Source organism: Mesorhizobium sp. 1B3, assembly GCF_050958605.1.
Taxonomy (GTDB): Bacteria; Pseudomonadota; Alphaproteobacteria; order Rhizobiales; family Rhizobiaceae.
The window spans coordinates 1-19,431 of record NZ_JBJHDO010000002.1 but is presented as its reverse complement, the minus strand read 5'-3'; the positions used below and the strand labels follow the sequence as shown (position 1 = coordinate 19,431).

20 protein-coding genes are annotated in these 19,431 nt (G+C 64.2%); 12 read left to right on the top strand and 8 right to left on the bottom strand.

Annotated features, from left to right (window positions below; translation table 11 throughout):
* Positions 1-6: 6 nt before the first annotated feature.
* Together ACCO56_RS05220 and ACCO56_RS05215 are read right to left on the bottom strand one after the other, a co-directional pair.
* Positions 7-1,245, bottom strand: a complete 1,239-nt coding sequence (locus ACCO56_RS05220) for an acyl-CoA dehydrogenase family protein (protein ID WP_433638404.1) — start codon at positions 1,243-1,245, stop codon at positions 7-9.
* 4 nt (positions 1,246-1,249) lie between these two features.
* Positions 1,250-1,885 (bottom strand): TetR/AcrR family transcriptional regulator, encoded by a 636-nt coding sequence (locus ACCO56_RS05215; protein ID WP_433638402.1) that lies wholly within the window; start codon positions 1,883-1,885, stop codon positions 1,250-1,252.
* Between the two features lie 244 nt (positions 1,886-2,129).
* Here ACCO56_RS05215 and ACCO56_RS05210 point away from each other — a divergent pair, with 244 nt between their 5' ends.
* From ACCO56_RS05210 to ACCO56_RS05195, 4 genes are all read left to right on the top strand, one after another.
* Positions 2,130-2,945 (top strand): SDR family oxidoreductase, encoded by an 816-nt coding sequence (locus tag ACCO56_RS05210; RefSeq protein ID WP_433638400.1) that lies wholly within the window; start codon positions 2,130-2,132, stop codon positions 2,943-2,945.
* Between the two features lie 106 nt (positions 2,946-3,051).
* Positions 3,052-3,531, top strand: a complete 480-nt coding sequence (locus ACCO56_RS05205) for a MaoC family dehydratase (protein ID WP_433638398.1) — start codon at positions 3,052-3,054, stop codon at positions 3,529-3,531.
* Complete coding sequence (locus ACCO56_RS05200; protein ID WP_433638396.1) at positions 3,528-4,568, top strand: phosphotransferase; 1,041 nt, start codon at positions 3,528-3,530, stop codon at positions 4,566-4,568. Before ACCO56_RS05205 ends, ACCO56_RS05200 begins: the two co-directional genes overlap by 4 nt.
* Complete coding sequence (locus ACCO56_RS05195) at positions 4,565-5,341, top strand: SDR family NAD(P)-dependent oxidoreductase (RefSeq protein ID WP_433638394.1); 777 nt, start codon at positions 4,565-4,567, stop codon at positions 5,339-5,341. Before ACCO56_RS05200 ends, ACCO56_RS05195 begins: the two co-directional genes overlap by 4 nt.
* 9 nt (positions 5,342-5,350) lie before the next feature.
* On the opposite strand, the gene ACCO56_RS05190 is transcribed toward ACCO56_RS05195, so the two are convergent.
* Positions 5,351-5,887, bottom strand: a complete 537-nt coding sequence (locus ACCO56_RS05190) for a response regulator transcription factor (protein ID WP_433638392.1) — start codon at positions 5,885-5,887, stop codon at positions 5,351-5,353.
* 7 nt (positions 5,888-5,894) lie between these two features.
* A complete protein-coding gene (locus tag ACCO56_RS05185) occupies positions 5,895-6,812 on the bottom strand; it encodes a S1C family serine protease (RefSeq protein WP_433638391.1) in 918 nt (305 codons plus the stop codon).
* Positions 6,813-6,921: 109 nt separating this feature from the next.
* Here ACCO56_RS05185 and ACCO56_RS05180 point away from each other — a divergent pair, with 109 nt between their 5' ends.
* Both ACCO56_RS05180 and ACCO56_RS05175 read left to right on the top strand, forming a co-directional pair.
* Positions 6,922-7,884 (top strand): S1C family serine protease, encoded by a 963-nt coding sequence (locus ACCO56_RS05180; protein ID WP_433638388.1) that lies wholly within the window; start codon positions 6,922-6,924, stop codon positions 7,882-7,884.
* Positions 7,885-7,970: 86 nt separating this feature from the next.
* On the top strand, positions 7,971-8,534 hold the full coding sequence (locus ACCO56_RS05175) for a methylated-DNA--[protein]-cysteine S-methyltransferase (protein ID WP_433638386.1): 564 nt from the start codon (positions 7,971-7,973) through the stop codon (positions 8,532-8,534).
* A 9-nt stretch (positions 8,535-8,543) separates the two neighbouring features.
* Here ACCO56_RS05175 and ACCO56_RS05170 read toward each other — a convergent pair whose 3' ends face one another.
* From ACCO56_RS05170 to ACCO56_RS05155, 4 genes are all read right to left on the bottom strand, one after another.
* Positions 8,544-9,125 carry a sarcosine oxidase subunit gamma gene (locus ACCO56_RS05170; RefSeq protein ID WP_433638384.1) on the bottom strand — a complete coding sequence of 194 codons (582 nt, stop codon included), beginning with the start codon at positions 9,123-9,125 and terminating at the stop codon, positions 8,544-8,546.
* Positions 9,118-12,111 carry a sarcosine oxidase subunit alpha gene (locus ACCO56_RS05165; RefSeq protein ID WP_433638382.1) on the bottom strand — a complete coding sequence of 998 codons (2,994 nt, stop codon included), beginning with the start codon at positions 12,109-12,111 and terminating at the stop codon, positions 9,118-9,120. The genes ACCO56_RS05170 and ACCO56_RS05165 overlap by 8 nt, the downstream gene beginning before the upstream one ends.
* Before the next feature lie 241 nt (positions 12,112-12,352).
* On the bottom strand, positions 12,353-12,745 hold the full coding sequence (locus ACCO56_RS05160) for a sarcosine oxidase subunit delta (protein ID WP_433638380.1): 393 nt from the start codon (positions 12,743-12,745) through the stop codon (positions 12,353-12,355).
* 38 nt (positions 12,746-12,783) lie between these two features.
* Entirely contained in the window at positions 12,784-14,037 is a 1,254-nt protein-coding gene (locus ACCO56_RS05155; protein WP_433638377.1) for a sarcosine oxidase subunit beta, read from the bottom strand.
* A 193-nt stretch (positions 14,038-14,230) separates the two neighbouring features.
* On the opposite strand from ACCO56_RS05155, the gene ACCO56_RS05150 reads away from it, so the two are divergent.
* From ACCO56_RS05150 to ACCO56_RS05125, 6 genes are all read left to right on the top strand, one after another.
* A complete protein-coding gene (locus ACCO56_RS05150) occupies positions 14,231-14,989 on the top strand; it encodes an SDR family oxidoreductase (RefSeq protein WP_433638374.1) in 759 nt (252 codons plus the stop codon).
* A gap of 85 nt (positions 14,990-15,074) precedes the next feature.
* Positions 15,075-16,580 carry a helicase HerA domain-containing protein gene (locus ACCO56_RS05145; protein WP_433638371.1) on the top strand — a complete coding sequence of 502 codons (1,506 nt, stop codon included), beginning with the start codon at positions 15,075-15,077 and terminating at the stop codon, positions 16,578-16,580.
* A gap of 131 nt (positions 16,581-16,711) precedes the next feature.
* Positions 16,712-16,957, top strand: coding sequence for a 30S ribosomal protein S21 (rpsU, locus tag ACCO56_RS05140; protein WP_433638368.1), 246 nt, complete (start codon positions 16,712-16,714; stop codon positions 16,955-16,957).
* A 134-nt stretch (positions 16,958-17,091) separates the two neighbouring features.
* The gene (locus ACCO56_RS05135; RefSeq protein WP_433638367.1) at positions 17,092-17,934 is read left to right on the top strand and encodes a tetratricopeptide repeat protein; all 843 of its coding nucleotides are present in this window, start codon (positions 17,092-17,094) and stop codon (positions 17,932-17,934) included.
* 163 nt (positions 17,935-18,097) lie between these two features.
* Positions 18,098-18,580 (top strand): DUF992 domain-containing protein, encoded by a 483-nt coding sequence (locus ACCO56_RS05130; protein ID WP_433638365.1) that lies wholly within the window; start codon positions 18,098-18,100, stop codon positions 18,578-18,580.
* Between the two features lie 99 nt (positions 18,581-18,679).
* The gene (locus ACCO56_RS05125) at positions 18,680-19,189 is read left to right on the top strand and encodes a DUF992 domain-containing protein (protein ID WP_433638363.1); all 510 of its coding nucleotides are present in this window, start codon (positions 18,680-18,682) and stop codon (positions 19,187-19,189) included.
* Positions 19,190-19,431 lie beyond the last annotated feature (242 nt).

Below are 19,431 nucleotides of genomic sequence, written 5' to 3'. Positions count from 1 at the left end.
TCGACCTCACACCTTTTCCTGCGTGTATTTGCGCAGTTCCTCGCGCGCCACTTGGCGGCGATGGACAGCATCCGGACCGTCGGCCAGACGAAGCGTCCGCAGGTGGGTCCAGGAGCGAGCGAGCGGCGTGTCCTGGCTGATCCCTTGCGCGCCGAACATCTGCACCGCCTCGTCGACGACCTTCAGCGCGACGCGCGGGGCGATCACCTTGATCTGACTGATCCAGGGAGCCGCCGCGACTTTGTCGCCCTGATCCATCATCCATGCCGCCTTCAGGCAGAGCAGGCGCGCCATCTCGATTTCCATGCGGCATTCCGCGACGATGTCGTAGTTGGCGCCGAGCTGCGCCAGCGGCTTGCCGAAGGCCTCGCGGCGCATCGAGCGTCGGCACATCAGTTCCAGCGCCATCTCGGCCTGGCCGATGGCGCGCATGCAGTGGTGGATGCGGCCGGGGCCCAGACGTCCCTGCGCGATCTCGAATCCCCTGCCCTCTCCGAGCAGCAGGTTGCCGGCCGAAACGCGCACGTCCTCGAAGCCCAGATGAAGATGGCCGTGCGGGGCGTCGTCGTCGCCATAGACTTTCATTGCCCTCAGCTTGGTGATGCCCTTGGTGCCCGCCGGCACAAGGATCATCGAATGCCGGCTATGCTTGGGACCTTCATCGGCGGTGCGCACCATGACGATGTAGATCGCGCAACGCGGGTCGCCCGCGCCCGAGGACCACCACTTCTCGCCATTCAGCACGTAGTCGTCGCCGTCCCGCTTGCAGCGCATCGAGATGTTGGTGGCATCGGAGGAGGCTACGTCGGGCTCGGTCATCAAAAAGGCGGAGCGGATCTTGCCGTCGAGCAGCGGCTTCAGCCACTTCTCCTTGTGCTCGACGCTGCCATAGCGCTCCAGCACTTCCATGTTTCCGGTGTCGGGGGCGGAGCAGTTGAAGACTTCGGCGCCGATATGGGCCTTGCCCATCTCCTCGGCGAGATAGGCATATTCGACGGTGGAGAGGCCGTAGCCGCGTTCGGAGTCGGTGAGCCAGAAATTCCACAGGCCGCGCTCGCGTGCCTTGGCTTTCAATCCCTCCAGTATTTCGGTCTGACGCGGGGTGAAGGTCCAGCGGTCGCCGCTCTTGCCCACCTCGGCCAGGAATTCCTCGTCGAGCGGCATGATCTCCTCCCGCACCATGCGGGCGACGCGCTCGTGGATCGGCTTCAGCCGCTCCGTCATGCCAAGGTTCATATCCGACACTGTTCTACTCCTCCTTGGCACCCAAGCCACGCAGTGCAAAGACTACGACTTGCCGAACGATCGCATCCACGTCGCCACCCGTTTCATTGGGGCGCGGCGAGTACCAGAAGATCGGCGAATTCAGCGTGGTGAACATGACCTGGTTGGCGATGCTGACATTCTCGAACCGGAATACGCCGGCTTCGAGGCCCTGCGCGAGGATCTCGCGGAAGATCCTGCCGTAATTGGTTCGATATTCGAGCAGCTCGCCCAGCACTTGACGCTGCTGCGGGGTCGTTGACCCGCGAAGGGTCATCTCGACACCTTCCCAGACCGCGCGTTGAAATTGGCGCGTGACGATCATCTGGCGGGTATGCGCCGTCGCCATCTTCCTCCACTTCTCGACCGGACCGGTCTGCAGGTTCCGATAGGGCTCGACGGCGGCATAGTTCATGTCCATGCCGGTGCGATAGACGTCGGCGAACAGATCCGCCTTCGAAGGATAGTAGTGGTAGATCCGCCCCTTTGTAGCGCCGAGACGCCGGGCGACGTCGTCTATCGAGGTGGCGTTGTAGCCTTGCTCCATGAAACAGGTGGCAGCGGCGTGCAAAATCTCCGCCCGTGCATTGTCCAGGACATGCTCCCTGACGCTGAGCGTCATCCGGCCTCCCTGCCGCCCTCTTTCCCCCGCCCGCGCCGACGCGTCCTGACAGGGCTTTACTGACAGGCAAATGATGAACATACTACCCGGTATGTTGTCAACGCGGCTTAATACATGTCGATAAAAAAGCCCGCGGCTGGACCGCCAGCACCATTCGGCCGCAGGGCGGTCCAGCTGATTGTCTTCGCCGCATTTGTGCTTCGCCAAGTTTGTCCACTTGACGGCAAAGTGTTTAGGAGGGTGGATGTCGTATCTCGATGAGCTCTTTTCGGTCGCTGGCAAAAAAGCGCTGGTCACCGGCGCGGCAACGGGCATTGGCCGCATGGCGGCGACGGCCCTGGCGCGGGCAGGCGCCGACGTGATGATCGCCTCGCGCAAGGGTGCCGATTGCGAACGGGTTGCCGGCGAGATCAACAGCCTGGGAGGTGCCGGGAAGACCGAGGGTTTCGCTGGAGACGTAAGCAGCGAGGCCGGCATCGCCGCGCTGGTGGACGAGGTTGGGAAGCGCACGGACAGGCTCCACATTCTCATCAACAATGCCGGCGTCACCTGGGGCGAACCGCTCGAGACCTTCCCGTATCACGCCTGGGCGAAGGTGCTGAACGTCAATGTCACCGGCCTGTTTCACCTAACCCGCGAATTGCTGCCAATGCTCGGCAAGGCGGCGAGCGATACCGATCCTGCCCGCATCATCAATCTCGGTTCGGTGATGGGCACCCAACCCCTGGCGGATGACGCCTATTCCTACACAGCCTCCAAGGCGGCGGTACATCACCTCACCCGTACGCTCGCCAGCGAGTTCGCGCAGCGGCGCATCACCGTCAACGCGTTCGCTCCCGGACCTTTCCAGAGCCGCATGACAGCCTTCGCCACCGGAACCGAGGAAAAGGCGAAGCATGTCGGCGACCACGTCCCGATCGGCAGGATCGGCGCCCCGGATGACATTGCCGGCGCGACATTGTATCTGTGCAGCCGCGCCGGAAGCTATGTGACCGGCGCCATCATTCCGATCGACGGCGGCCAGTCCGTGCAGCACGGGATGACACTTTTCAAGGACTAAGGGCCGGAACTCCCGTTTGCCGGGGATTTTCGAGCCCCGACAACAACGAACCGGAAAACCATCTCGAAACAATGGTTTGCCGGTTCCGGCAACAGGAAGACCAGGCTTGAACACTGTCAGTTACGATGAACTCGTGGCCAATCAGGGCAAGGAAATCGGCCTTTCGCCCTGGCGGGTCGTGAGCCAGCAAATGATCGACCAATTCGCCGACGCCACGGACGATCACCAGTTCATCCATGTGGATCCCGAGCGTGCCGCGCGCGAAACAGCCTTCGGCGGGACGATCGCACATGGGTTCCTGTCGCTGTCGCTGCTTTCGGCGATGACCTTCGAGACCTTGCCGCAACTGGAAGGCGCAAGCGTCGGCATCAATCACGGCTTCGACAAGATTCGCTTCATCGCACCGGTCAAATCCGGAGCGCGGATCAGGACACGTTTCGTGCTGGCAAACGTCAATGCCCGGCCATCCGGCTGGGTCCACATCGACTACGACGTGACCATTGAAATCGAGAATTTCGCGAAACCGGCGCTCACGGCCCGCTGGCTGACGCTCACCCATCTGGAGCCCAGGGAAGACAACTCATGAGTGATGCGAACACGCTCGATGCCGCCGCACTCGCGCCTTATCTCGAGACCCATGTTCCGGGCTTTTCGGGATTGGAGCGGATCGAGAAGTTCAACTCCGGTCAGTCCAATCCGACTTATCTGCTGACCGCCCGGAGCGGCCGCTACGTCTTGCGCGCCAAGCCGCCAGGACAATTGCTCAAATCCGCTCATCAGGTCGACCGCGAATTCCGCGTCATGAAGGCGCTCGCCGTAACGGAAGTGCCCGTGCCGCCGGTCCTTCATCTTTCGCAGGAGGATTCGCCGATCGGGCGCATGTTCTACGTCATGGCCTTCGTCGAGGGGCGGATATTCTGGGATCCGACCCTGCCCGAAGTTTCCGGCAATGACGAGCGCGCGGCGATCTACGACGCCATGAACGCCACGCTGGCGGCACTCCACAATGTCGACCTGGAGGCCGCCGGCCTTACCGACTACGGCAAGCCCGGCAACTATTTCGAGCGGCAATTCGGGCGCTGGACCAGCCAGTACCGCGCCTCCGAAACAGGCGTCGTGGCCGACATGGATCGCCTGATCGCCTGGCTGGAATCCCATCTCCCGCCCGACGATGGGCTGGTGTCGCTTGTCCATGGCGACTACCGGCTGGACAACATGATCTTCGCACCCGAGCAGCCCGCCGTGGTCGCCGTGCTCGACTGGGAACTGTCCACCCTCGGCCACCCCTATGCAGACATCTCCTATCAATGCATGCAGTGGCGATTGCCGTACGCTTCCGGGTTCAGGGGTCTCGGCGGCGTCGACCGTGCGACGCTCGGCCTTCCGACCGAAGAGGCCTATGTCAGGCGCTATTGCGAACGACGAAACATCGACGGCATCGACAATTGGACCTTCTATCTCAGCTTCTCCTTTTTCCGCCTCGCCGCCATCTGCCAAGGTGTCTATAAGCGCGCGCTTGACGGCAATGCATCGAATCCGGAAAAGGCCAAGACTTACGGAGAAGCAGTGAAGCTGCTGGCGGCGCTCGCCGTGCGGCTGATCGAAGAGGATAAGAAGGCATGAGACGTTTCGAGGGGCTGACCGTCCTGCTGACGGGAGCGACGGGGGGATTCGGGCGCCGAACGGCCGAGCGGCTGGCTGCGGACGGCGCCCGGCTGGTCCTGTCCGACATCGATATGGGCTCGCTCGAGAAGCTGGCGGCCGAGTTGCCCACCGAGACCGCTCTGCTGGCCGGCGACATCTCCCAGGAGAGCCTCTCCGAAGCGTTGGCCGACGTCGCCGTCAGCCGCTTCGGCCGCCTCGACATCGCCATCAACAATGCGGGCGTTGCCCAGAGCTTCGTCAAACTGCCGCAAGTCCCTTCGGACGAGGCGCGGCGCATCATCGACATCGACCTGCTCGGCGTTTTCTACGCCATGAAGCACCAGATCCCCGTCATGGAACGGCAATTCCGCGTCGACGGCGCGCATAGCGCCATTGTCAACATCGCATCGGTGGCGGGGCTCGCGGGCGCACCGCGGCTTTCCGTCTATGCCGCCGCCAAGCACGGCGTCGTCGGCCTGACACGTTCGGCCGCTTCCGAATACGCGACCCGCGGCATCCGCGTGAACGCGGTCTGTCCTTCTTTTGCACGCACCCAGATGGTCGGCGATTTCGTCAAGCTGGCAGGCGGCAACGAGCAAGAGGCGCATACCGAGCTCACCCGCGGCGTGCCGATGAAGCGCGTGGCCGAGGTCGACGAGGTGGTCGAGGTCATCCTTTTCGCCGCCGACCCGAAGAACTCGTTCATGACCGGCCACACTTTGTCGGTCGACGGCGGCATCACGGCGATCTGAGCATACCGCTCAAATCAGGACCAGCCCCTCGCGCATGGCGATGCCGATCGCTTCGGTGCGATTGGCCGCGCCGAGCTTGCTCACGACCGCTGCCACATGGAACTTGGCCGTGTGGACGGAAATACCGAGGCGACGGGCGATGATCTTGTTGGGTGCTCCCTCCGCAAGAAGGGCCAGCACCTCGCGCTCGCGCGCGCTCAGATGATAATGCCCACCGGAGGTGGGTTCGTCAGACGCCCGGCCGGATGGATTGTCCCGCTCCATCCGGTAACCCGCCGCCACCAGACGGATCGCTGCGACCACGACGCTCACGCCGACCCCTTCGGCCAGCATCGCGCGGGCATTGGCCTGTCCGGTCGCTTCGCCGCCCCAAACGACATGCGGAGTGACGGCATCACGGGGCAGCCCATCCGTGACGACCACGTCGGCTTGATCGGCGGCGTCTGACACCACCATGTCACGCTCTTCCGATATCGCGGACAGAAGCTCCTCTGCCCTCTCGAGATCGGCGAGCATCAACGCGATCATGATGGTCTGCTGCGCCATCGAAAACCTAGCTCATCGGCCGCGAACCGACGGTGACGGAGAGGTCGCGCTGCTCTCCGCCGCGCACGATGGCGAGCGTGACAATGGTGCCGACGCTGTCCGAACCCAGCCGGCGGATCATGTCCCGGGGGCCATGGACCTCTTCGCCATTCCACGCTGTCACGATGTCGCCGAGATGCAGACCCGCGGCACGGGCCGGACCGCCCTCGTCGAGGCTCATCACCATGGCGCCCCGGATCGAGGAATGATGCACGGGATGTAGGCCAGCACCGAGATAACCCCGCGCGATATGACCTTTCTCCCGCAGCGCGGATGCTGTCCGTTCGACCGTCTCGGCCGGAATGACCAGCGGACGGCGGCGCGGGCCGAACAGCACCAGACCGATCAGCCCTCCCTCGGTATCCAGCGCGGCCGCGCCTTCGAAGCGCCCATCCAGTGGCGCGGCCAGGCCGATGCGATGATCTATCAGACCGCCGCGCATGCTGCGCCAGGAAGGGCCGTATTCGCTGACCATGCCGAAGGCGACGAGCGGCGACCCGCCGCTGCCGCCCACGATGACGGCGAAGGCGCCCGCCGCGATGTCCTTCGCTGACGCGAACGAGTGGGAAGAAGAGTGGCCTTCAGGCTTGACCAACGCAATGCCGGTGGACGGATCGCGGCCAAGCAATTCCACCTTGGCGGCCGTACCGCCGGGAAGCGTGGCCTCGAGTTCCTCGCCGGTGTCGATGCCTTCCTCGGCGGTGACATATAGCCCGTCGCGCCAGTGGAAGGCGCTGGTCGTGTGGCGCGGATGGACGTTCAGACAGATGACGGAAGGCGCCGCCTTCGCGGCGAGCTCCGCCACGGCGCGCGAGAAATCGGGGAGATTGAACTTTGCCATGATCGCCTCCTGGGCTTCGGTCGCCCAGATATCGCGGAACTTCACCCCGGTTCCTACTCGCCAGAGGGCTAGCCTCCCCATCCGGTCAGGTCGCGCCGGGTTTCCGTGCTCCGCACATATAGGAACAAAGCAACCCTTTGAAATGGAGAGAAAGATGGGCGAAGCCGCACACGATCTCTACGGCGACAACGACGCCCTTTTGCTCGATGCCTATTCGCAATCCGTCTCCGACGCGGTCGACCTCGTCGGGCCAGCGGTGGCGCGCATCGAGCACGTCGGCAACAAAGCCGGCCATGGCTCCGGTTTCGCCATCTCGCCGGACGGCCTGGTCGTCACCAACAGCCATGTGGTCGGCACTGCCAGGACAGTCCGCGTCACCATGCCCGATGGCGGTTCGACGGAAGGCCGGGTGCTCGGCAGCGACCCGGACACCGACATCGCCCTGGTGCGCGCCGACGGCCGCTTTGCCAGCGTGGCACGGCTGGGCGACTCCAAGAAATTGCGGCGCGGCCAGATCGCTATCGCCATCGGCAATCCGCTGGGCTTCGAATGGACGGTGACGGCAGGTGTGGTCTCGGCGCTCGGCCGATCGATGCGCTCCGCCACGGGACGCCTGATCGATGATGTCGTGCAGACCGATGCCGCGCTCAACCCCGGCAACTCGGGCGGACCGCTCGTGGCGTCGAGCGGCGAAGTGATCGGCATCAACACCGCCATCATCTTGGGTGCGCAAGGCATCGCCTTCGCCGTTGCATCCAACACCGCCAGTCATGTCGTGTCGGAGATCATCCGCCATGGGCGCGTACGGCGTGCCTTCATCGGCATTTCGGCCGACACCGTCGCGCTACCGCGACGCGTGGCCCTGGCAACGCAGATCATCAGCGACACCGCAGTCAGGATCCGCAAGGTCGAGCCGGACGGACCCGCCGACCGTGCCGGCCTGCGCGACGGCGATGTCATCGCGGCGATCGACGGAAGGGCGCTCACGGGCGTCGATGATCTCTTGCGGTTGCTCACTGGCGATAGGATCGGCCAGGCTCTGGTCTTCACGATCATCCGTCGGAGCGTGGCCGATAAAGTCACGGTGACGGCGCAGCCACGTCCGGAAATGACCTGAAACGTCAGGAGCCTGCAGGAATCGGGTTGAGTTCGAGGCGTGGACGCACGATCTTTGGCGTAAGCTGAAAAGATGAGGGCCGTGTCATGGGCCAGACCGAGCATCACTATACCGTCTTCGAAACGGCTGGAGGTTTCTGCGGCATCGCGTGGAACGATGTCGGTATTACGCGCTTCCAGTTGCCGACCCGAAACGCCGAGGCAACCGAACGGGGCCTCCTGCGCCGCCTGCCCGGAGGGAAGCCCGGAACACCGACGCCTGAGGTGGCGGCAGCGATCTCCGCCGTCCGTCGCTATTTCGAGGGCGAGGAGACGGATTTCTCGGGCTTTGCGCTCGACCTCGGCGACCAGGACGAATTCTTCAAGCGCATCTATGCGGCTGCCCGGCAGGTCGGCTGGGGCCACACGACAACTTACGGCGCGCTGGCAAAGCAATTGGGTGCGGGACCGGAAGCCGCGCGCGACGTCGGTCAGGCGATGGCCAGGAACCCGGTGGGGCTGCTCATCCCGTGCCATCGCGTGCTGGCAGCCGGTGGCAAGGTCGGCGGCTTCTCGGCGCCGGGCGGCGCCGTGGCGAAGATGCGCATGCTGGAGCTCGAAGGCGTACGCCTTGCGCCGCCCGAGCCGGCGCAGCAGTCCTTCGGGTTTTGAGGCAGTGCCTCACGCCATTGCGTCGCGGGCTGCTTCCGACAGGAAGGTGAAGACGTAGTCCGAAAACGAACGCCAGCATTCTATCCTGAATGCATCTTCCGCCGTACGCAGGACGACGATCTCGACCTTGCCGAGGATCGTGCGCGAACAGGCGCCGACCGGGAAAGCCACGAGCGACAGGTCTTGCGGGCAGCCGGCGGCGAGCGTCGCCTCGGCGCCGGGTCCCTCGACTGAAATCGCGATATTGCGATGCGAGATGCCGACTGCCGAGTGTAGCGCGGATATCTTTGCGCAATCCGTACCCGGATCCTTGCCCGCTTCGTCGATCACCAGCCATTCGTCTGGCCCGAGCCACAGCGCCGTCCGAGCATCCTTGGCGGCTGAAGTCTTCGGATTTTGTGGCAGCATCAAGCCGAGCGCCTTCGACAGGGCTGCGACAGAGGCGCCACGCGCCCGCAGCGAAATGCGCTCGGCCGGCGGCAGCATTGAGATCCGGACACCCCTCGCGGAGAGATCGACCCCGGCTAGCGCCGGCCTGCGTTCCAACTCCGCGGCAACCGAGGCGCGGGACTTCGAAGCTGCCTTAGCCATTGAGGCGCTCCCCCTTCTCGTCAAAGGCCACCATTCCGGTCACTTCCACCTCGATGACGCCGGACGGCATCGGCACGTATAGCGTTTCGCCCACGCGGTCGCGGCCGCCTGCGACCAGCGCCAGAGCGATCGAACGGCCACAATTTTCCGACCAGTAGCTCGACGTGACATGGCCGATCATCGTCATCGGCACGGGCTGAGCCGGATTGCCTACGATCTGCGCGCCTTCCTCGAGCACGAGATTGGGGTCCCTGGTTTTCAGCCCGACGAGTTGCCTGCGCCCCTTGGCCACGAGATCGGGGCGCATCAAGCCGCGGATTCCGACGAAATCGGCCTTCTTCTTGCCGACGGCCCAATCAAGCCCGGCATCCTCGGGCGTCACGGTGCCGTCCGTATCTTGGCCGACGATGACGTACCCCTTTTCCGCCCGCAGAACATGCATGGCCTCTGTGCCATAGGCGCAGGCGCCGTGCTTCTGCCCCTGGGCCCACAGCGCTTCCCAAACCGCCTGGCCGTAATCAGCGGGCACATTGACCTCGAAACCGCGCTCGCCGGTGAAAGACATCCGGAAGAGCCTCGTCGGCACGCCGCAGATCCGGCCCTCCCGCACCGACATGTGGGGCATGGCCGCATCGGAAAGGTCGATGCCCTCCACCAGCGGTGCGATGATGTCGCGCGACCTCGGCCCCTGCACGGCGACGACGGCCCACTGTTCCGAAATCGAGGTGAGCCAGACGTCGAGATGCGGGAATTCGGTCTGGAGATAGTCTTCCATGTGATTCATCACGCGTGCGGCGCCGCCGGTGGTCGTCGTCACATGGAACCGGTCGGTCGCAAGCCGCCCCACCACGCCATCGTCATAGATGAAACCATCCTCCCGCAGCATGATGCCGTAGCGACAGCGGCCGGGCTCCAGCTTCTCCCAGGGATTGGTGTAGATGAGTTCCATGAACTTCGCCGCGTCCGGCCCGACGACTTCGATCTTGCCGAGTGTCGAAGCGTCGAACAGCCCGGCTGTCTTGCGGACCGTGGCGCATTCGCGGTTCACCGCGGCATGCATGTCCTCGCCGGACCGTGGGAAGTACCACGCCCGCTTCCATTGGCCGACATCCTCGAACACCGCAGCTTGGGCGGCTGCCCAAGGATGAATCGGCGTCCTGCGGGTCGGATCGAAGAGAGGCCCGCGCGAGTGGTTCACGATGGCGCCGAAGGTCACCGGCGTATAGGGCGCACGGAACGTGGTGAGACCGACCTCCGGTATCTCCTTGCCCAGTGTCTCGGCCGCGATGGCCAAACCGTGCATGTTGGATGTCTTGCCCTGGTCTGTCGCCATTCCCGTCGTGGTGAAGCGCTTGACATGCTCGATCGAGCGCATGCCCTCGCGCACGGCGAGCCGAATGTCCTTGGCGGTCACGTCGTTCTGGAAGTCGACAAAGGCCTTGACCTTGCTGTCTTCGCCAGCGCCCGGACCGGCCCCCAGCATGCCGCCCGTCCAGGCCTCGGTATCGTCGACTTTCATTTTGAGGGCCTTGCCTGCCTGAACGCCGGCCTCCTTCGCCGCTCGCAGACCGGCGGCAAGCGCCTCGGCCACCGTTCCCTCCAATCCGTCAGTGCCGTTGCACGCGCCGACCGAAACGCACCCCTGCGCATAGGTGCCCGGCAGGAATCGTTTCGTGGCCTCATCGAAGGCAACCTTGCCGCGCGATTGCGAGAAGAGATGCACGGAAGGCGTCCAGCCGGCCGACATCAGGATCGCGTCGACGGGAATGGTGCGCTCGCCCCCGCCCTGCTTGGGCTGTATCGTCATGGAGGAAACGCGCAGCCTGCCGCCAGCCCTGATCACCGCGCGTCCATGATTGATCTCGATGCCGAGCGAGCGCGCCTCGTCGACCGCCGGACCGGTCGGATTGTCGCGCAGGTCGACGATCGCCGCGATATTGACCCCAGCCTTCTTGAGGTCGATCGCGGCCGCATAGGCGGAGTCGTTTGCGGTATAGACACCGACGTTGCGCCCCACGGCGACGCCATAATGATTGAGATAGGCGCGCGCGGCGGCGGCGAGCATTATGCCGGGCCGGTCGTTATCGGCGAAGACCATGTGCCGCTCTATCGCGCCGGTGGCCAGCACCACGCGTTTGGCGCGCACCTGCCAGAGCCGTTCGCGCGGAAGCGCGCGGTCCGGTCCGGCGAGATGATCGGTGACGCGTTCGACGAGACCGACGAAGTTCTGCGCGTAGTAGCCGAAGGCAGTGGTGCGCGTCAGCACGCGCACATTGCCCATGCGCTTCAGCGAGGCGACCGCCTTCTGCGCCCAGTCCCAGCCGTCAGCGCCTTCGATGCGCGCGCCCGTCTCGAAGCGCAGCGCTCCACCGAATTCCGCCTGCTCGTCGCACATGATGACCCGCGCGCCGGTTTCGGCTGCGGCGAGAGCCGCGGCGATGCCAGCCGCGCCGCCGCCCACAATCAGCACGTCGCAATGGGCGAAGCGGGAGGAATAATGGTCGGGATCCGGTTGATCGGGCGCCACGCCGAGGCCCGCGGCGGCGCGGATGTTCGGCTCGTATATCTTCTTCCAGGCCGCCTTCGGCCACATGAAGGTCTTGTAGTAGAACCCGGCGGAGAACATGGGCGAGGCGAAGTCGCTGACCGCTCCGACATCGAGGGAAAGCGACGGCCAGCGGTTCTGCGATATGGCGGACAGCCCGTCGTAAAGTTCCTGGACCGTGGCGCGGACATTGGGCGTCTTGCGCGCCGCATCGCGTTCAACGGTGACGAGCGCGTTGGGCTCCTCGGCGCCGGCGGAAAGGATGCCGCGTGGCCGGTGATACTTGAAGGAACGCCCGACAAGGTGGATGCCGTTGGCGAGCAGCGCCGAAGCAAGCGTATCCCCTTCAATACCGGTGTAGTTCTTGCCGTCGAAGGTGAAACGCGCGGTCTTCGCAGGCGTCAGGCGGCCGACCCCAGAAATGCGGTGGGAGGTGGTCATGCGATGCGCTCCGGGGCGGCTGTCGGCGTTGCGGGGTGACGGTCCGGCAATATTGCGACTGTTCGTACCCCCCTCTGTCCTGCCGGACATCTCCTCCTCAAGGGGGGAGATCGGCTGTCATCAATGACGGCGCTCATTCTGCGGCGTTGACGATTGGCGAAAGCGAAGATGAAGGCCAATCTCCCCCCTTGAGGGGGAGATGTCCGGCAGGACAGAGGGGGGTGGACAAGAGCGATGACCCTCATTGAGCCCCGCTCCTCGTGCCATCTGACTTCTTCCGCGCCGGCTTCTTCACATTGAGCTGATCGGGCGGTCGATTGGCCCAGGCGGCCGGGCCGGGGTCGTTCGCGGCTCCTGCGATGTCCGGCTTGGGCTCGCCCGCCTTGTAGGTCGTCAGGAACCTGTCGGACACGGTGTCGCGTACGGCGTTGAAGAAGCGCGCGCAGCCATGAACGTGACGCCAGCGCTCGTAGATGATGCCCTTGGGGTTCGAACGAATGAAGAAGAACTTCTCGAAATCTTCGTCGGAGATCGACGCGATATCAGGAGAACGGGCGATGTGCGCCTCTCCCGCATTGCGGAACTCGAGTTCCGGGCGCTCTTCCTCGCAATAGGGGCAGCGGATGAGAAGCATGCTTGTCCTGCCTGGTTATGGCTTGGCGCTCGGCCGCATCAATGCGCGACGGCCGCGGCCGCCGCCTCGTCGATCAATCGTCCGGTGCGGAAGCGCTCGATCGTGAAGGGCGCATTGATCGGATGCGGATTGTCGTTGGCGATGGTGTGGGCGAAGACGTGGCCCGAGCCGGGCGTTGCCTTGAAGCCGCCGGTGCCCCAGCCGCAATTGACATAGAGACCCGGCACCGGCGTCTTGGCCAGGATAGGCGACCGGTCCGGCGTCACATCGACGATGCCGCCCCAGGAGCGCAGCATCTTCATGCGGGTGAAGATCGGGAACATCTCGCAGATCGCATCGAGCGTGTGATTGATGATGTGGAGCCCACCGGTCTGCGAATAGGAGACATACTGATCCGTGCCCGCGCCGATGACCAGCTCGCCCTTGTCGGATTGCGAGATATAGGCGTGCACCGTGTTAGACATGACGACGCAGGGAAAAACCGGCTTCACCGGTTCCGATACCAGCGCCTGGAGCGGATAGCTCTCCAGGGGCATGCGCACGCCCGCCATCTGCATGATGACAGAGGAATGGCCCGCTGCGACGACGCCGATCTTCCTGGCGCCTATGAAGCCACGCGTCGTCTCGACACCGGTAACGTGGCCGTTGGGGGAGCGCGTGATGCCGGTCACCTCGCAATTCTGGATGATGTGGACGCCGCGCGCCGACGCGCCGCGCGCATAGCCCCAGGCTACGGCATCATGGCGGGCCGTTCCTCCGCGCCTCTGCAGCGCCGCGCCGACGACGGGATACCGCGCTTCCCTGGAGATGTTGAGCGGAGGGCAGAATTCCTTGGCCTGCTCGGGCGTCAGCCATTCATTGTCGATCCCGTTCAGCCGGTTGGCATGGATATGGCGCTTGAGCACCTGGATATCGTGGACGTTGTGCGCGAGCATCATGACGCCGCGCGCCGAATACATGACGTTGTAATTGAGGTCCTGCGACAGCCCATCCCACAGCTTCACGGCATGGTCGTAGATCCCTGCCGATTCGTCATAGAGATAGTTCGAGCGGATGATCGTGGTGTTGCGGCCCGTATTGCCGCCGCCGAGCCAGCCCTTCTCGAGCACGGCCACATTGGCGACGCCATGTTCCTTGGCAAGGTAATAGGCAGTGGCGAGGCCATGACCGCCGGCACCGACGATAATGACGTCATACTCCTTGCGCGGCTCGGGCGACGACCATTGCTCCTCCCAGCCGACATGGCCGCGCATGGCCTCGCGCGCGATGGCGAACACCGAAAATTTCCGCATGGGCCCTCGCCTCGAAGAATGCCGGAAAACGCCGCCTGACGTCAGATGCGACGGTATCACTAGCGAAAGGCGGCTGTCACCCTTGCGCTATTTGCGACGGGAATTGCCGTTTTGCGCCTGCTCCTTTAGCGGCTTTCGGGTGGCTGTCTTGCGCTCCGTTTGCGACCAACGCCCGGCAAACAGGAGTAAAACAATGTTCACCCTTATCGACAAAATCGCAATCATCACCGGCGCGAGCTCAGGCATCGGTCGCGCGACCGCGCTTCTCTTCGCCGAACAAGGGGCAAAGCTGGTGCTCGCCGCCCGCCGGCAGCCCGAGCTCGAGGCGTTGGCGGCCGAAATAGAGGATACCGGTGGCGAGGCCGCGGTGCTTGCGGGCGACGTCAGGGACGAGGCTTACGGCGAGGCCCTGGTCGAGCTTGCTACCAGGCGGTTCGGCGGGCTCGACATCGCCTTCAACAATGCGGGCACAGTCGGCGAGACAGGCCCTGTCACAGGGCTTTCCCTGGAAAGTTGGCGCAAGACGATCGACACCAATCTCACCGGCGCCTTTCTCGGCGCCAAATACCAGATTCCCGCCATGGTCGAACGCGGCGGCGGATCCCTTATCTTCACTGCAAGCTTCGTCGGGCACACCGTGGGCATGCCGGGAATGGCCGCTTACGCGGCAGGCAAGGCCGGCCTCATCGGCCTCACCCAGGCACTCGCAGCCGAGCATGGGCGCCAGGGCATTCGGGTAAACGCCTTGCTCCCCGGCGGGGTCGACACGCCGGCTCTGACCGCCAAGACACCGGACGAAAGGGCTTTCGTCGATGGATTGCACGCGCTGAAACGGATCGCACGCCCGCAGGAGATCGCACAAACCGCGCTTTATCTGGCAAGCGAAGCCTCCAGCTTCGTCACAGGCGCGGCGCTGTTGGCCGACGGAGGCGTTTCCATCAACCGGACGTGATCCCACCTTGGCTTTCCCAGGCATTTGTGGGTATCTCCCGCCCGGCGGCTGCCTCCCGCCGCCGAGCGATGCTATGGGAGATGCCATGAAGGTGGAAATCGACATGGGAACAGCGGCCGGGGGCGCGCCGGCCAGGCTCGACCTCGAGGAGCTGCTCGCCACGCGCCTCCTGGTGCAGGGCAATTCCGGCTCGGGAAAGTCGCACCTGCTGCGCCGCCTGCTCGAGCAGAGCGCCCCCTGGGTACAGCAATGCATCATCGATCCCGAGGGCGATTTCGTGACGCTGGCCGACAAGTACGGCCACGTCGTGGTCGATGCGGCACGAGCAGAGTCCGAGCTGACGCGAATCGCCGGCAGGATCAGGCAGCATCGCGTTTCCGCCGTCCTCAACCTGGAAGGGCTCGATGCGGAGCAGCAGATGCGCGCCGCCGCTGCTTTCCTGGGCGGCATGTTCGATGCGGACCGCGACTATTGGTATCCCGTCCTTGTCGTTGTCGACGAAGCGCAGCTTTTCGCGCCTGCGGCCGCCGGTGAAGTCTCCGACGATGCCCGCAAGCTGTCGCTCGGGGCGATGACCAATTTGATGTGTCGCGGCAGAAAGCGCGGCCTTGCCGGCGTCATCGCCACCCAGCGCCTCGCCAAGCTCGCCAAGAACGTCGCGGCCGAAGCTTCCAACTTCCTGATGGGCCGCACCTTCCTGGACATCGACATGGCGCGCGCCGCCGACCTGCTCGGCATGGACCGTCGCCAGGCGGAGATGTTCCGCGACCTAGCGCGCGGCAATTTCGTCGCGCTCGGGCCTGCCCTGTCACGGCGCCCCCTTCCCATGATCATCGGCGCGGTCGAAACCTCGGCACGCTCGACCAGTCCGAAGCTCACGCCCTTGCCGGAGTCGCCCGCCGACGCGCGCGACCTGATTTTCACTCCAGGCCCAGAAGAGACGACACCCACCATCGTCCGCCGCCCACCGCCACCGCCCCCGACGCCGACGGCGGACATCCTGGCCCAGTTGGTACGCTCCCGTCCCGCCGTCGAGCCGACAACCGAGCCCGAGGTCGAGATCGACGAGGCCGAGCGGGATGCGGGAATAGAGCAGGTAATGCGCGAGATCCTCGAGGATCCCGACGCCTCCTTCCGCACGGACGCGGTGCTTTACCAGGATTTTCTGGTACGGTGCCGGATCCGCCGCGTTCCCGGCGCACCCCTCTCGCTTTCGGCGTTCCGCCGGCGCTACGCCGTGGCGCGGGCAGGAGTCGGCGGCGAGGTCGCGACGAGCGAGGGCTGGCAGCAGGCGCTCAGCCTATCGGAAGGCTTGCCGGACGATCTGCAAGGCGTGTTCCTCGTGGTGGCGCAGGCGGCAATCGCCGGCGACCCCTGCCCCTCGGACGCGACGCTGGCGCGCGCCTACGGCACCCATTCGGCCCGACGCGCGCGTCGCCTGCTCGCCTATTTCGAGGAACGTGGGCTGCTGATCCTGCGGATCGATTTCCACGGCAAGCGAGTCGCCGCCTTTCCCGATCTCGGCTGCGAGACTCAGCCCGGCGACCCCGATGGTCCTGATATCACCGAGGCCCGGCAGGCGGCGGAATAACGGAATAGCTCTCGACAAGAGCCGCCTGTTCTGCTATCTGCCCGCCACATTTCGCGGTGGAAGCCATCGCGGAGGCAAAAGCTTATGTGCTGGCAACCCAACTGAACCAAACGGGAAAGACAGGAACACACGTGCAGGTACTCGTCCGCGACAACAATGTTGACCAGGCACTTCGCGCTCTCAAGAAGAAGATGCAGCGCGAGGGCATTTTCCGCGAAATGAAGATGCGCGGACATTACGAGAAGCCGTCCGAGAAGCGTGCCCGCGAGAAGGCTGAGGCCGTGCGCCGCGCCCGCAAGCTGGCCCGCAAGCGCGCCCAGCGTGAAGGCCTCGTTCCTGGCGGACGTCCTGCGGCTGCGGCTCGCCCGGCGCGCTGACCACGCCAATTTTTGGTCCTTTTCCGACGGTACTGCCGAAGGTGGCGCGATGAGAATCGCCGCCACCTTTTTTATTTGGCCCGTTCGGTGTCGGGACACGACACGGGCGAAACGCGACTGAGAGGGAAGAGCGAATGATTGGCATGGGCGGCGGTCGGAAACTTCCCTGGTGCGGCAATGTCCCCGTGCTTGCCATGCTAGCCATGCTGCCGCTGGCGGCATGCCAGAGCGGGCCAGCCGGCGAACTGACCAGGATCGAGGCGGCGCAAGGCTCCACCGAAAACATTTCGTCCCTCACCGCGGTGATCCAGCGCAATCCGCGCGATCCCGAAAGTTACAACACCCGTGGCTCCGCCTATGGTCGCGGCGGCAAGTACCGCGAGGCGCTGCAGGACTTTGATCAGGCCATCCAGCTCAACCCGAGCTATTACCAGGCCTATTCCAACCGCGCGCTGATCCACCGCTTCATGGGCGATCAGAAAGCGGCACTCGCCGACTATAACCGTGCCCTCCAGATCAACCCCAATTACGATTCAGCCTATATCGGGCGCGGTAATCTCTATCGGAAGGCGGGTCGCACACAGGACGCGTTCAACGATTTCCAGAAAGCCATCCAGCTCGATACGACCGATCCGCGCGCCTATCATAATCGCGGCCTGATCTATCAGAGCCAAGGCCAGCATGCCTTCGCGATCGAGGATTTCTCGACCGCCATCTCGCTGTCGCCCGATGCGCCAGAGCCCTATAATGGCCGCGGCCTCTCTTACATTGCTCTCAACGACGACGAGAACGCTTTCGCAGACTTCAACTCGGCCATCAAGCTGAACGACAGGGTCGCCGAAAGCTGGGCCAATCAGGCGCTGGTCTACGAGCGGCGCGGCGAGAAGGACAAGGCGTCGAGATCCTATGCGCGCGCCGCCCAGCTCGACCCGAATTACAAACCTGCGAGCGAAGGCTTGGGCCGCACCCGAAGCTGAGCTTCCTACCTGATCGGTCCCGCAACGATCGCATCTCCTCGGCGCGATCAGCGCTTCGCGACGCCCGGACGAGGAACGCTTTCGGCCCCTCGTACGATGCGGGCAGCGGAACCCATGTAGCCTCTGGCAAGTTATCACGCCGGGACACGCATGGAGATTTGATATGCTGAAACGAATGATCCTCGCAGCCGCATCGACGGCGGCCTTATCCGCGGCACCGGCCCTCGCGCAGGAGCGCACCGAGCTCGGAATGCTCGAATGCACGATCGAGGGTGGCCCCGGCTTCATCATCGGCTCGCAGAAGGAACTCGCCTGCCTGTTCAAGCCGTCGGAGCAGAATCGGCCGGCCGAGGCCTATGTCGGCACAGTGACCAAGTTCGGACTCGATGTCGGAGTGACCGGCAAGACCATCATGCAGTGGCTGGTTCTGGCACCGACCACCGATCCGTTCCCTGCCGGCGCCCTTACGGGCGACTATGTCGGCGCGAGCGCCGACGCCAGCGCGGTGGTCGGGGGCGGCGCCAATGTCCTGATCGGTGGCTCCAACAACACGATCACGCTGCAACCGGTGAGCGTACAGGCTCAAACCGGGCTCAACCTTGCGGTTGGTGTCAGCAGCTTCCAGCTCAAGATGGCGAAAATCTAACGGAACCGGGCGGGCGGCCTTTCCGCCCAGCGCCAGGTCGCTGGAACCGACGCAACCCCTGAGCAGTTATTGCAGGGGTGAGTTGCAAGGAGATTTGAAATGATGAAGAGATTGGTTATCGGCGGTCTCTGCCTTGCCGCCGTCTCGACAATGCCAGCGGTTGCCCAGTCGCCGAAATGGGTCCAGGTCGGCATGCTCGACTGCACGGCCGAAGGCAATGTCGGGCTTATCCTGGCGTCGCGCAAGAACGCGACATGCGTTTACCAGCCGTCCAACAGGGCCCTTCCGCGGGATACCTATGTCGGGACTGTAACCAGATACGGTATCGATGTCGGCGCTACGGGGCGTACATTGATGCAATGGCTGGTCCTGGCCCCGACCAGCGCTCGCTATGCGACCGGAGCGCTGGCAGGCGATTATGTCGGTGCCGGCGCGGAAGCCACCGCTGTGATCGGTGCGGGCGCCAATGTCCTGGTTGGCGGTTCCGACAAGACCTACAGTCTTCAGCCGGTCAGCATCCAGCAACAGAGCGGTGTCAATGTCGCGGCGGGCGTGACCAGTTTCAGGCTTCAACCCGCGGCGCGGATCAAGACGAGCAGGAAACAGTAGAACGAAGACTTCCCAACAGACGGTGGCGGAACGTTCGCCTAAAGCGTGTCACTGGCAATCGGATTCGGGTGACACGCTTTAGGACTTTGTTTTTGCCGCATTCTCGCGACGCCGACCGAATCCGGTCGGCTGCGAAATGCTCTAGGCAAAAAGCCCGGCGCCGCGGCCGGGCTTTTTGTTTCAGAAGATCGAAGGCTCAGTGATCCATGGCCTTGACGATTTCCTCGGTCATCTTCTTGGCA